Source organism: Paenibacillus nitricinens, assembly GCF_052056485.1.
Lineage (GTDB): Bacteria > Bacillota > Bacilli > Paenibacillales > Paenibacillaceae > Paenibacillus_AQ > Paenibacillus_AQ nitricinens.
Map to the genome: position 1 here is coordinate 2192009 of NZ_CP183948.1, position 14536 is coordinate 2206544.

At 43.2% G+C, this 14536-nt stretch carries 7 protein-coding genes; 6 read left to right on the top strand and 1 reads right to left on the bottom strand.

Annotation, left to right across the window (positions count from 1 at the left end):
• The first annotated feature begins 38 nt into the window (after positions 1 to 38).
• The 5 genes from ACN6KS_RS09530 to ACN6KS_RS09550 all read left to right on the top strand — a co-directional run bounded on the left by ACN6KS_RS09530 (position 39) and on the right by ACN6KS_RS09550 (position 11553).
• A complete protein-coding gene (locus ACN6KS_RS09530; protein WP_440961871.1) occupies positions 39 to 3950 on the top strand; it encodes a glycosyl hydrolase family 95 catalytic domain-containing protein in 3912 nt (1303 codons plus the stop codon).
• Positions 3951 to 4162: 212 nt separating this feature from the next.
• Entirely contained in the window at positions 4163 to 5539 is a 1377-nt protein-coding gene (locus ACN6KS_RS09535; RefSeq protein ID WP_094877011.1) for an extracellular solute-binding protein, read from the top strand.
• 86 nt (positions 5540 to 5625) lie between these two features.
• Positions 5626 to 6522, top strand: a complete 897-nt coding sequence (locus tag ACN6KS_RS09540) for a carbohydrate ABC transporter permease (protein WP_042186594.1) — start codon at positions 5626 to 5628, stop codon at positions 6520 to 6522.
• A 13-nt stretch (positions 6523 to 6535) separates the two neighbouring features.
• Complete coding sequence (locus tag ACN6KS_RS09545) at positions 6536 to 7402, top strand: carbohydrate ABC transporter permease (protein WP_042186596.1); 867 nt, start codon at positions 6536 to 6538, stop codon at positions 7400 to 7402.
• A 29-nt stretch (positions 7403 to 7431) separates the two neighbouring features.
• Entirely contained in the window at positions 7432 to 11553 is a 4122-nt protein-coding gene (locus ACN6KS_RS09550; protein ID WP_440961872.1) for a beta-N-acetylglucosaminidase domain-containing protein, read from the top strand.
• 179 nt (positions 11554 to 11732) lie between these two features.
• Here ACN6KS_RS09550 and ACN6KS_RS09555 read toward each other — a convergent pair whose 3' ends face one another.
• Positions 11733 to 12098 (bottom strand): VOC family protein, encoded by a 366-nt coding sequence (locus ACN6KS_RS09555; protein WP_440961873.1) that lies wholly within the window; start codon positions 12096 to 12098, stop codon positions 11733 to 11735.
• Between the two features lie 204 nt (positions 12099 to 12302).
• Here ACN6KS_RS09555 and ACN6KS_RS09560 point away from each other — a divergent pair, with 204 nt between their 5' ends.
• Complete coding sequence (locus ACN6KS_RS09560) at positions 12303 to 14387, top strand: alpha/beta hydrolase fold domain-containing protein (RefSeq protein ID WP_440961874.1); 2085 nt, start codon at positions 12303 to 12305, stop codon at positions 14385 to 14387.
• The last annotated feature ends 149 nt before the right edge of the window (positions 14388 to 14536 follow it).

A 14536-nucleotide genomic window follows, 5' to 3' on the forward strand; every position in this document is an offset into this window, starting at 1 on the left:
TACAATCAGTGGGTGTTATTATGAGAGGGGATCAACGCATGCCAAACGGTAAAAGTAGATTAGTCAGAAGGACTGCAATTCTACTATCTGTATGGATCGCTTGCTCGCAGCTACTTATCAGCATACTTCCGTCTAATGGGGTCTTAGGTCCAAAAGTGTATGCAGATGTTCAGTCGGCAGCTGAAACTGCGGCTGCGGCAGATCAGAATTTGTCATTATGGTATCAAGCGCCGGCCACGAACTGGGAGACGCAGGCGCTCCCTATTGGAAATGGTTATATGGGTGGCATGGTATTTGGTGGTGTTGAGCAGGAGCGAATTCAATTTAATGAAAAAACACTGTGGAGCGGTGGGCCTGGAGCAGATTCAAATTACCAATATGGTATTAAAGACGGTGCTCAGCAACATGTTGAGACCATAAGACAGCTTCTAAAAGAAGGGGAAATTAATGAAGCTAAGGCTCTTGTAGGGAAGATTACTGGTGTTATGGGTGCTGGTGATAGTTCTTTCGGAGCGTATCAAGCATTTGGTGATGTGTTCTTAGATTTTAACCGTCAGTCAGCGTATACGGTAACAGCGAGCTCGGATAATCCACAATACGGCGAGCCTATTTCCAATTTAACCGACGGTTCGGAAAATACGAAATGGTATTCAGGGGATGGAGCACCACCTTTTTGGGTGCAGTGGGCATATGAAGAGGCTAAGGTAATTACCGGCTATTCATTCACTTCAGGGAATGATGTGCCTGATCGGGATCCGAAGAGCTGGACGCTGAAAGGCTCGAATGACGGGCAGCAGTGGTCCCCACTAGATAACAGATCCAATGAAGAGTTTGCGAGCCGCAAGCTGAAGAAATCATATACTTTTTCCAATACTACAGCTTATAAATTCTATAAATTCGATCTTGTAAGCAAGGGCGGAACGAAAATTCAATTGTCCGAGATGGAGATGACAAGCGAAGCAGGTAACAGCGGTGCTCAATCGTACTCTGATTATCGGCGTGAATTGAATCTTAATGATGCCATGGTAAGAGTGTCCTATACTTCGGGCAATGTAAAATACAAGCGTGAGTATTTCATCAGTTATCCGGATAAGGTCATGGTGATGAGACTGACAACGGCTGAGCATCAGCCGATGACCTTCGATGTTCGCCTTACTGGTGCTCAGCCGTCTAATACGGTGAAGGGTGAAGGAAATAAACTGACGCTAAGTGGGAAGGTACCCAGTAATAAGATGGCATATGAAGCGCAGCTTCAAGTACAGCATGAAGGAGGAACTGTAACAGCGAAAGATGGGAAACTTACGGTGAACGGAGCGAGTGTTGTCACGATCCTGATGACCGCTGCAACAGATTATGCTAATAATTATCCTACGTATAAGAGTGACAAGACGCCAAAAGAAATTGTAGAAGCGAACCTAAATGCAGCATACGCTAAATCATTTAATCAGTTGCGCGCAGCTCATTTGGCAGATTACAAAGAACTGTTCGATAGAGTTTCTCTTGATCTTGGTGGGGTTGCTACAAATCTCCCTACGAATGAGCTTTTGAATGGTTATAAAACGAATGCTAGTGACGGAGAGAAAAGAAGCTTGGAGGCATTATTTTTTCAATATGGTCGTTATTTGCTTATTGCATCCTCCCGGGAAGGCTCACTGCCTGCTAACCTACAAGGCGTATGGAATCAAGTAAATAATCCACCCTGGAATAGTGACTATCATACGAATATCAATGTACAGATGAATTATTGGCCATCCGAGGTGGTTAACTTAGCGGAAACCGATATTCCGTACATTGATTATATTGATTCTCTGCGCGAGCCGGGTAGGGAAACAGCCCAAAGACATCATGGAATCGAAGGGGAAGGTTGGGCGATTCATACCGTCAACAACCCATTTGGTTATACTGCGCCAGGCTCTGATTTCTATTGGGGCTGGTCACCGGCTGCCAACGCCTTCATGGTGCAGCAGGTGTGGGATCACTATGCTTTTAGTGGAGATAAAGATCTTTTAAGAGGCCAAGTGTATGACATTATCAAGGAAACAACACAATTCTGGGTTAAATACCTGGTCGAAGATTCAGACGGAAGTCTAGTATCATCTCCTTCCTACTCTCCAGAGCAAGGGGATATATCGATCGGTGTGTCTTATGATCAGGAATTAGTCTGGGAGTTGTTCACACAGTTCATCAAGGCTAGTGAAATCTTGGGTGTGGATGAACAGCTGCGTAACGAGGTCATGGAGAAACGAAGCAGGCTATGGATGCCGCAGGTCGGAAGCTGGGGGCAGGTGCAGGAGTGGAAGAATGATATCGATAGTCCATCAGATCAGCACCGCCATATCTCGCATCTGATTGGCTTGTATCCAGGTACGCTTATTAATGAAGTGAATAATCCGGAGTTATTTGCAGCAGCAAGAGTCACCTTGAATTCTCGTGGCGATGGTGGAACCGGGTGGAGTAAAGCGAATAAGATCAATTTATGGGCACGTCTGCTTGATGGTAACCGTGCACATAAACTGTTAGGTGAGCAGCTTAGAGGCAGCACACTCGACAATTTGTTTGATACACATCCACCATTCCAAATCGACGGTAACTTCGGAGCAACTTCAGGAATTGCAGAAATGCTTCTACAAAGCCAAACTGGAAGTATTGATTTATTAGCTGCTTTACCCGATGCCTGGGCTACAGGAAACGTTAAAGGGCTTGTGGCAAGAGGTGGATTTGAAGTGGATATGCGCTGGGAAGGTACGATCTTGAAAGAAGCCTTGCTTACTTCTAAGCAAGGTAATAAGGCTTCAGTTAAATACCCTGGATTTGTACAATCCAATAAATTCAAGGTCGTTCGTGTAGGAAGCGGGGAATCTATCAACTTCACTGCGAATGGGAACTTGATTGAATTTCCAACGGTGAAAGGACAGCAATATAAGATTGTGTCTAGTGTAAAACCTCCTGTGCTGCCAATAAAAGTAGATGATAAAGATCCTTCGATTATATACACCGGAACGTGGAGTCCTTACAGTGACGCAGGCGATTACAAAGGCACAGAAAGCTATAGTAATCAGAAAGGGGCTTCAGCGTCGCTCACGTTTACAGGAACAGCGATTAAATTCATCAGCGCTTTGCAGGCAAACCACGGATATTTCGATGTGTATCTCGATGGGGAGCTAGTCGCTGAGGGTGTTGATGGATATGGTTCATCGACGATGAAGCAGCAAGTATTATTCCAACAATCCGATCTCTCGAAAGGGGAACATACGATTAAGATTGTCGTGAAAGGAACGAAGAACAATACCTCTTCGAATACTATTGCAATGATTGATGCTTTTGAATATGTTCCTGTTGAACGGAATGAACCTACTGCGATAACTTTAAGTGGACCTAAGTCTATAAATCAAGGTCAGACCTTTACAGTTGACATGGGCGTTAGCAATGTCACGGATGCGACCTATGCGCAAGACATTCGATTGAAGTACGACGAGAATCTTCTAGAGTACATCTCGGGCGAATCGGTGAACGATGGGATACAGGTGTTAGAATCAAAGAATGATCCAAGCGGAACCATTCGCTTAATCACGGCTAATACGGGAACTGGTCTAACCGGTGATGCCAAGTTGCTTGAACTAAGCTTCAAAGCAAAGTCAGTGACAAAGTCCGAGTTAGCGAGCATAGAGGTAAGCAGTGCTGTATTTGGTGATGCGAATGGACTGGAGACTGAAGCCGATCTCTCAAACATTGAGGTCGAGATTAAGGCAGATGAAACGCCACCAGTAAAATCCGGAGACTTAAATGAGGATGGTAAAGTGAGCATCGGTGACTTGGCGATTGCAGCTTCGCACTATGGTAAAGATCAGAATAGTGTAGATTGGCAGACGGCTAAGCGAGCAGATCTTAACAATGACGGAAAGATCGACATTATGGACTTAGCAGCAATTGCTCAAAAAATACTGAATTGAGAGAAGGACACCTGAGTTTTTACTCAGGTGTCCTTTTTTTTGTAATAAAAAAAGGTTCTATAGGACAAAAAGTATCAACTCCACATCAAAAGAGATCATGTGGTTACGTTTTTATAGCCTATATAATGGAAAAGCGTTAATAGAATTACATTCAGAATTACAAAATCAAGTGTTTACAGAAGTCAGGCAAGTTTATTCGAGGGGGATAGCCAATGAAAAGCAAGGGTAAAAAGAAAGCGGCATTAAGTCTAGTTATGATGTCCATTGTATTGTCTCTGGCAGGATGTGGTGGCGGGGGGACAAATGGGGCTGAAGCTCCAGCTCCTGAGAAAACAACAGCTGCGACGCAGACTGAGCCAGCGAAGACAGACGAACCCAAGCCCGAAGAGCCGAAAGTAGCGGGAGACCTCGAAATCCAATATTTTGTCGGTGGTTATGGAGACGGTTGGTGGAAAGAAGTCATTGGTGAATTCAAGAAGAAGTACCCGGATGTCAACATTAAAGAGTCCGCAGGTTCACAAATCAACGAGCAAATGAAGCCCCGCTGGATCCAAGGTAATCCCCCAGATGTTGTATACATCGATGGAGCAGGCTCGAACGAAACGCAAATGGTGCTCGACGATCAATTAATGGATATTACAGATTGGGTTAAAGATGCAAAAAATGTGGACGGAGAGCCGCTTACGAGTAACTTGATCGCACCTCCACAAGACTACAGTGGCAAAAACTATACGATTCCACTCGTATTCGGATCATGGGGAACCTTCTATGATGAAACCCTGTTTACTGAAAAGGGATGGGATGTTCCGAAAGATTGGGATAGCTTCCTCGCCACTAGTGAAAAAATCAAAGCGGATGGCGTATATCCTTACATTCATACCGGTAAATACCCATACTACATCGTGGGAGGTCTCTTAAATACAGGTTTTGTATCTGAGAATGGAGACAATCCGCAGATCTTAAAGGATCAAGAAGCTGCTAAAGAAGGTTCTTTCAAAAATGATGCTGTAGCGAATACCTTGAAAAAGATCGTTGATATGAGAGACAAAGGGTATTTCGATAACGCATCGTTCGGTATGAGTCATACAGACTCCCAAATGCTCTTCTTGCAGCATAAAGATGCAATGATTCCTAATGGCTTGTGGCTCGAAAATGAAATGAAAAAAGATGTTCCAGAAGGCTTCAAATTTGGATTCATTCCTTCCGTTATGCAGAAGCCAGGCGGTAAATTTGTGGCTATTCCTTACACTAGTAACATTGCAATTGCAAAGAAGGCTAAAAATCCAGATGCAGCAAAAGCATTTATTGAATTTATCTTTACGAAACAAGCCGCAGTTCGTTGGGCTGAGCTGACAGGCGCTTTGATGAATGTCAAAGCAGATCTGGAATCTTCAGGCGCAAGTGATGTTGTTAAAACAGCAATGAAATATTTCAACGGTAGTGACACGATTGTTGCTCCTGTATTTAAATTGGCTGCGGACATTGAGCAGGCAGAGAATGATGCAACCATTGCGTTGCTGCAAGGTTCCATTACACCAGAAGAATGGATGGACCGTATGGAGAAGGCGGCAGCCAAAATCCGGAAGTAAGTTCATGACTCTTCTTTCTAAACAATCAGAGGACATAGGTGCCTCTGATTGTTCTTTCAAATTTAAGGGGAGGATGGCTTACGCCCATGAAGAACAATAAATTGTGGAAACGTAATTTGTTTATTGCGAGTTTCTTGCTGCCTACGTTTGCTATCTTTTGTTTATTCACTATTTATCCGCTGTTTCGAGGTTTGTACTTAAGCTTCTTCGATTGGTCAGGTGGGTCCGAATCGATGAATTTTATCGGTATTGATAATTATAGACAATTATTCTCGGATGAGATCATACCAAAAGCCATTTCGAATGATTATTTCTTGATTTTTTGGAAGGTCATCTTAATCATGTTGTTTGCAACGTTTTTCGCAGTATCATTGACCCGTTTAAAATTGAAAGAATACGGTTTTTACCGAGTGGTGTTTTTCTTTCCGAATATCATTTCCGTAGCCGTTATCGGTGTATTGTGGAGTTTTATATACAATCCCCGTCTTGGATTCCTGAATGCGTTCATCTCGTTATTTACAGGAAAACCAGTGGAAACGAACTGGTTAGGTGATTCAAACCTCGCAATGTGGTCACTTCTTCCTCCTAGTGTATGGGCTGGTATCGGATTCTATATGCTGCTTATTATCGCTTCTATTCTAGGTATTCCTTCCTCGCTATATGAAGCAGCCAGTATTGACGGTGCGGGGCAATGGCAACAGTTTACTCGAATTACTTTACCCCTGATCTGGGAGCAATTCAAAACCTCGATCATTCACATCGTAATCACAACACTGAACGGCTCCTTTATTATTGTTAAGCTGATGACGGATGGTGGCCCGGATAATCAGACACAAGTTCTCGGTTATTATTTGTATCAGATGGGCTTCAAACAGTTCCATTTAAGCTACGGGGCAACCATAGGGGTGCTGATATTACTGTTATCTTTAATCACAACTCTAATTTTGCAGCGCATTCTTCACCGGGAGTCCATTGAAATGTAAGGAGGACAATACTTTGAACGATAATCCCGCCAAAAAACCACTTCTGCTGATATCAAAAATTGCAGTTCGATTTTTCCTCATCTTGTGGAGCTTGGTAGTCTTATATCCTGTTCTTTGGACATTCCTGACATCCTTAAAGGATAATCAGCAGGTTATGCTAGGGAAACCGTGGGATTTTCCATCTATTTTTCGTTTTGAAAACTATACAAATGTGTGGAGCAGAGCAAACTTTGGCGATTACTTTCTTAACTCCATTATAGTAACCGTGGCTAGTACACTGTTATCCCTTATTATGGCTGCTACAACAGCGTATATATTAGCCCGGTTTACCTTTAAATCTAGAGGTTTGTTTTATTTTGTATACGTTGCTTCAATGATGATTCCAACCACACTCGGATTGATACCGTTGTTCTTTCTTCTCGGAGATATGAATTTGTCCAACTCCTTAGTAGGGCTCACGCTTGTTTATTCTGTCGGAACTATTGGCATCCTTCCATTCGGTATCTTCTTTCTGGTTGGGTTTTTCAAGGCACTTCCCCGTGAGCTTGAAGAAGCCGCAACAATTGATGGATCTTCACTATATGGCGTTTTCTTCAAGATCATGTTGCCATTATCGAAGCCAGGATTAATCACAGTAGGAATTATGAATGCTTTAACGGTGTGGAATGAGTACATTATGGCCACAGTATTGATCAACGATCCAGCGAAATACACCATTCCTGTAGGAATAGCCATTATGCAAGGGGAAATGCAGTACAGAACAGAATGGGGGCCATTGTTTGCGGGTCTTTCCATTTCTATGATTCCCGTCATTGTGATGTATGTGTTGTATCAACGTCAAATTACGGGTGGGTTAACAGCAGGTGCGTTGAAAGGTTAATTGCTGGTATTTTAGGAGGTGCTAAGGAAATGCCGAAGAAGATTCTCAGTATCTTCATTACACTTATGATGGTGGCCGGCTTGTTCTCCAGTTTTGCAGCTGCAGCGGATGTAGCTTCTGATCTTCCGGAAAAAGATGCAAAATTAACGGAATCCTATGAAATCTATCCATTACCGCAGCAACAAACCGAAGAAGAGACAACCTTAACCATTACACAAAATGTAAACGTTGTTATTGAAGATTCGATTGACCAGCCGACAAGAAAGCTGCTTCAAAAGATACTGGATTCCAAATCACTTCAGGTTACTGAGTCAGGAGCTGTAGTGGCAGGGAAAACAAACATCTTTTTGGGAACTAAAAATTCATCAGGCTATGTAGACAACTACTTCACTCAAAATATTCCCTATGAGGCGGATCACTTCAATGAGCTGGACGCTTATGTTCTTAACGTTAGCACCAAGCAACAGAATAAAGGTGTTATTGCGATATTAGGTAAAAATACGGATGCGGCTTATTATGGCCTGGCAACGCTGAAGATGATTTTTGATCAAATTCCTGATCTGCAGGTTCGTAATCTCACTATCGAAGATTTCTCTGATACCCGCTCGCGGGGATTTATCGAAGGATTTTACGGCACACCCTGGTCACATGAAGATCGAATGAGCTTGATGCGTTTCGGTGGAGAGCTGAAGATGAACACTTATATATTTGCACCTAAAGATGACAAGTACCATAACGCAGAGTGGAGAACACCCTATCCTGCAGCTGAGCATGCCAAGATCAAAGAACTGGTTGATGTCGGACATGAATCCAAGACGCAGTTTGTATGGGCGATTCATCCAGGGTTCAATATGATCAATTGGAACAATTATAATGCAGAACTCCAAACCTTACTTGCAAAGCTTGAACAATTGTATAGTGTGGGCGTACGGCAATTTGGACTATTCATGGATGATATCAGCACCTCACAATCATTAGTAGATAAAGATAAACATGTGAAGCTAATTACAGATGTTGCGAATTGGGTGACGTCCAAGAAAGATGTTAAATCATTAATTTATTGCCCTCCATATTACAATAAAAGCTGGACCGGAACGACTGGCAGACCCTATCTTGAAGCCTTGAGAAATGTGCCAGAGAATGTAGATATAATGTGGACCGGAAACGGTGTTGTTGCGTCTGTTAATGCGGCAGATATGCAGTGGCCGAAAGATGCACATGGAAGAGATCCGTATATGTGGTTAAACTGGCCAGTGAATGACTATAAGGATGCAAGACTGCTGCTAGGTAAAGCAGAAGTGCTCATTCCAGGGACACATAATATTTCTGGTGTGGTGACTAATCCTATGAAGCATGCGGAATTATCTAAGATTGGGATCTTCGCGGTAGCGGATTACACTTGGAATGTAGATGATTTTGATCAAGAGGAGAGCTGGCTAGATTCATTTAAGCATGTTGCCCCTGAAGTTGCCTCTGAGCTGAATACGATTGCCTATCATATGAGTGACCCGTCGCCTAGCGGTCATGGACTTGTGGTAGGTGAATCGGAAAATATCAAAACGGAGCTAACGCAATTCTTAAGTCAATACTCAAGTGGTCAGCCGACAGAAACGACGGGAAATACATTGATTCAAGAATTTGATCTAATATTGGATGCTATCGCGTCATTTAGAGTAAATAACACGAATGAAAATATGGAAGAAGAAATTGATCCATGGCTCAATAGCCTGCAAAATGTCGTTCTTGCCGATAAATCGGCAGTCCTCTCTGCGATCGCGATCCAGAAAGAGAACGTTGATCAAGCATGGGAGGCACTTGCCAAAGCCACAAGCGCATTAAGCTTATCCAAAACATTCAAAATTAGTAAACTTAATTCTCCAGATGTGACGGTTGAAGCAGGAGCAAAGCGGCTGGTTCCTTTTGCTGAGCAGCTCATTAATAAATTAGATGCTCAGATTTACACTTTGGTAGACCCGGAATATGTTAAACCTCTAGCTGTAAGCTCTTACGGTTCTCCTTCCGGATTAAACCTGATGGTAGACGGAGATTTAGCAACGAACGTCTATATTCAGACCCTTCAACAGAATGGAGACTGGTATGGTGTTGATTTTGGCAAAACCATTAAAGTGGAAGAAATAGCGATCACACAAGGTAGAACGGATGATGATCACGATATATTCCAAAGGGGAATTCTTGAGTATTCCGTGAACGGTCAAGAATGGACTGCAATCGGAGAAGAGCGTTCCGGGTATAAAATTTCTGCTTCCGGGCTTAGTGTGAATGTAAGGATGGTTCGATATCGATTGACTCATGCTGGAATACCTGGAGGTAAGCCTGATTTATGGACGGCAGTTCGTGAGTTTTCCGTAAATGCAGGTAAAGATAAGGTAGCCATTTACACCGATGTGACAGAGTTGAAGGATACTCCTGTTATGGTAGCAGATAATTCTGTGCAATTATCGAATATGAACGGAATCACATTAAAGCCATCCCAATATGTTGGGATTAATTTGAAATCCATTGAAGAAATTACACAAGTGGTGTTGGAAGCTTCAAACGGAGAAGTCCGGTTAGAATCCTCAAAGAACGGCGTGGAATGGGAACAAGTTAATAACGGGAATGGGGCGTTTGCTAGTGCTGCCTATTTCCGGATCATAAACAAGGGGAATGAGAACATCACTGTAGATCTGACAAAGCTCATGATCAAGCTGAACAAATTCTCTCCACCTATGATTACTCATAATTACGGAAGCATTTATGAAGGTTCTATCAACAACGTGTACAATGCCTCTTTAGAGAACAAGGTTTGGTTCGGCTCGAATCAATCGAAAGGGAAGTACATTCAGATCGACATGGGCGGTGTGGTGAATGTCCAGAATGTAGCTGTTGTGATTGGAGACGGTGAAGGAGATTTCTTCCGTAAGGGAGATTTACAGCTGTCACTAGACGGACAGACATGGGATACGATCCATACGTTTACTAATCCAAGCGATCGGAGTTTGAATTTCCCAGAGCACGAGGTGCCTTACCGTTATAAGCGAGTTCAAGTTGAAGGTGGCAAGCAAGCCCGATATGTAAGATTGATTTCAACAGAAACACAAGATGCCTGGCTCGCGCTCAATGAAATTTTGGTTAATGAGGGGATTGAAAGACCTGGAACTGCCAATCCGGCTATTCAGGCTGAACCTGCTGGAGTTATAGGGAATGAAGCATCTCTGTCCGTTGACCAAAAGCTATCCACCTTCTATATGCCGGGTACTGGGAATACGGGTTCCTTAAATTATAAGTTGTCGAAGGATACCCGGGTAAAAGAAGTGATAGTTTTGCAAAATCCATCGGATCATTCAAACGCTGCGGTGTCCGTGCGAGATGCGAGTGGATGGCATAAGGTAGGTAACCTGTCCTCCTCTTATAATACATTTGATACCTCCAAGTATAGTCATGTGTTTGAAATGAAGATTCAGTGGGAGGGTTCGACTAAACCCAAGATCCACGAGATCATTACCGTTAAAAAAGACGGGAATGGTGAGGTTGATCCATCGGATAAGATGACTTCTGTTCTGTCTGGGGTAGACACTGTAGCTGGAGGTAAGGACTTTCAACTGGTGTTTGGGGTAAAGAGTGTAACAGATGCTGTATATGCGATGGATGTAACCATGAATTATGATCCTAAACTATTGGAATTCAAATCTGCTACTTCCTTGCGTAGTGGAATCCAGGTGCTTGAAACTGCTAATCACACGCCTGGAAAACTGCGACTGCTGGTAGTGAGTGAAGGTGTGGGAAATGCTGTGACTGGCAATTTGCAGCTGTTATCCTTGGATTTTGGTACAAAGACAGTGGCGGAAGCTACAGAGAGTATTATTCAGATTGAAAAAGTGATCGTAGCAGATGCGGAAGGCAAGGAGAGCGAAATTGTCACGTCGAGCCATAAGCTCAAGATAACTGCAGAAGAGCCGGAGCCTGGCATGACTGGTGACATCAATAAAGATGGCAAAGTGTCCATTGGTGACTTGGCGATTGTCGCTGCTAAATATGGCAAGGATACCAACAGTCCGGATTGGGCTGAGGCCAAACGTGCCGATGTCAATAAAGATGGCGTAATTAATTTGAACGACTTGGCGCTGGTAGCTCGTAAAATAACAGAATGAGCTAGAATCTGCAGTTATTTCTGCTCTAGAAGTAGCAACCCAGCGATAACAATGGAAATGCCTGCACATTTGCAGGATTTCTAACATCAGGTGGGTACATCATATTCAAAGAGAGGGGTGTCACAGCGGCCATTTCATGGCTAATGGGACACTCCTCTTTTGGTTTGAAAAAAGCTAGTCTAGCTATGCTCCGCTAACTGTACCTCAAAGCCGTCTGGATCCAGTATATATAAGAATCGCAGATGAGGATTTGGCGTGATCGGTCCGCGTGCGACGGGGATGCCTTGGTTTTTCAAATACTCTATGGCATCGTCGAGCGATTCCACTTCGAAACCAATAGAAACGCCGCATTCAGGCTTCAGTGCCGGATCGCTACCCTGAATAAGCTCGATCTTGGGCTGATCCATTGTGCCTAACATAACAATTTGTTTTCCTCTACTCTCAAATCTGCGGTCAATGGGAAGCCCCAGAATCCGGTTATAAAAATCAAGGGAAGCCTCCAGATCGCGCACCCTAAGCGTTACCCAATTCATGCTCAACTTCATGATTGTAATGTCCTCCTCTATCTATTTCTAAGACAAAGCCGATTCTACTTAATTATACGCTTTCTTGTTCACTAAAAGTTCGTAATATTAAACCTAATTCACGAAGGAATACATAATTGTTAAACGCTACCTTGAATTCTAGAATGATGATATTGGAAGTATATTACTTTTTCAAATCCAAAATCATTCTGGGAGGTTGTCATAATGAAGCGTAGGCTTGTTTACGTTCTTACGATCCTAGTAATCGTTCTAGGTTCCTGGTTGTTACTGCATAACCGAGAGAATATGAGCGCTTTAGAAAAAGAAGGGAAAGGAGTGGCTAATGTGAATACTACTGACAGTAGCGCAACAGCGACAAAAGTTACTGTCAACAATAAACAAATTCCGGTTCAATACTTGACTCCCGCTTATAAAGTTACAGTGAAGGGAGATATTTTGTATGCGAGTAAGAAAAATGAGACAGATGCTGTAGAACCTCTGAAGCTTGATCTATACGAGCCGTCTGATGATCATAACATGAAGAGACCTGTATTTATTTTCATTCACGGTGGAGGGTACACAGAAGGAGGGAAGTACGATGCAGCGGACTTTTCTACGGGACTGGCCAAGCGTGGATATGCGGTATTGGCCATTGATTATAGGCTAAAAAAAGATCCATTTACTAATTTCACCCGCACGCTTAATGACGCTTATGAAGATGTAAGCGATGTGATCCAATGGATCAATGATAACGCAGAGAATTATGGAATGGATGCAAGCCGTATTGTGATCGGCGGTGATTCAGCAGGGGGGCATCTAGCCATAAACTTTGTTAATCAATATGCATCACAGGAGCCTTCCATCATTAAACCTATATTTTCTATTGTTGATATTTATGGCGGTGATCTGACGAAAAGTGCGGACAGTAAGCTGCCGCCGGTGCTCATCATTCATGGAACGATAGACAAACTGGTGCCGTACCAGCAAAGTGTTGAATTGGCCGAACAGCTGAAAGAGAAGGGGGTGTATCATAACCTGCTCACCATGGAAGGTGTCGGACATGACTACAAGAATGATAAATACATCGATGAAATTATGGAGACGACAACACATTTTCTATGGAATGTCATGAACAGTTCTGATCTTGCAAAGCTACCGGAGAATTCCGGACTTTCGATTGCTTCCGGAGATGCTTTTGATATTAAGCTACCCGAGGTCTATCATACGCCTTCGAAGGAGTCGATCAACATCGATTTGCCCGAGGGATGGCAGCTTCGTGAAGAGGAAGCAGACAGACTTCGGATACAGGTTCCGGAAGGCTTGGTGCGAGGAAATGATACGCTGTTTGTCTCACGAGGCGAAGATCCTAAAACGGAAATGAGCTTCGCTGTCAATGTTAACGTAATCGACCCGTTGACGGTGAAATATGAGACATTTTATGATGAAGCTGCCAAGGAAATAAGAACTCATATGGATGTTACTAATCAGTCTTCGAACAATTTCAATGGTTCAGTGGAAGCGGATTATGAGACAGGACGTTCTACGCAAGGTACCTTTAGTTCTTCTGTGGAGAACCTAGAACCAGGAAAGAGTGTGCGGTTAGAGATTCCTGAACTTACTAGAGGACAACGGACGCTTAAATCTTATAATGACATAGGTAATCTATTGCAGTCGACGTTAGATTCCTTTAACGCACTGTTGTTGCCAAAACTCAGTAAGCCCGTTGAAATCAATGGTAACCTATCAGATTGGAGTGATCAGGCTCGCTTTAATGTGAATGATATCAAAATCAGTGGTTGGAGAGGTGAGCAGGATATCAGTGCGACTGGTTCCTTAGCTTGGGATGAGGATAACCTTTATCTAGGGGTAGAAGTTATAGATGACAAGCATGAACAGTCGGCATCGGGTGATGCCATTTGGAGTGGAGACAGCATCCAGATCGGCATTGGTATTGCAAACACAGATGGAACGGTACCCTCGGAGTATCATGAACTAGGCGTGGCTCGGGGAAATGCAGGGAATCTGCTGAAGTGGCGCTGGTTAACCCCAAGGGGATTCAATATAAATGATGCCCTAGAGCTAAAGTATGCGGTGAGTCGCTCAGATTCAACAACCAGCTACGAATTAGCCATACCCTGGCGTGAACTGAGCCATGACATTAACCATGTGAAGCAAGGAATGAAGCTTAAGTTTTCGCTGCTGGTCAATGATAATGACGGCGAAGGGCGTAGAGGCTGGTTGGAATACAATAGTGGCATAGGTTCTTCAAAGGATGTTAATGCCTTCGGGGACCTGTACCTGATGGATTGAGAGGATCTTATGAAACTATAAGTTTCTTTAACTATCGGGAAAACGGCAGAGATGCCGTTTTTTATTTTATTGTCGCTCAATGAACGAAAAGATAACAAATAAGTTTTGTATTGACACATCCAACTTTTTACATTATGATATGAATGAAA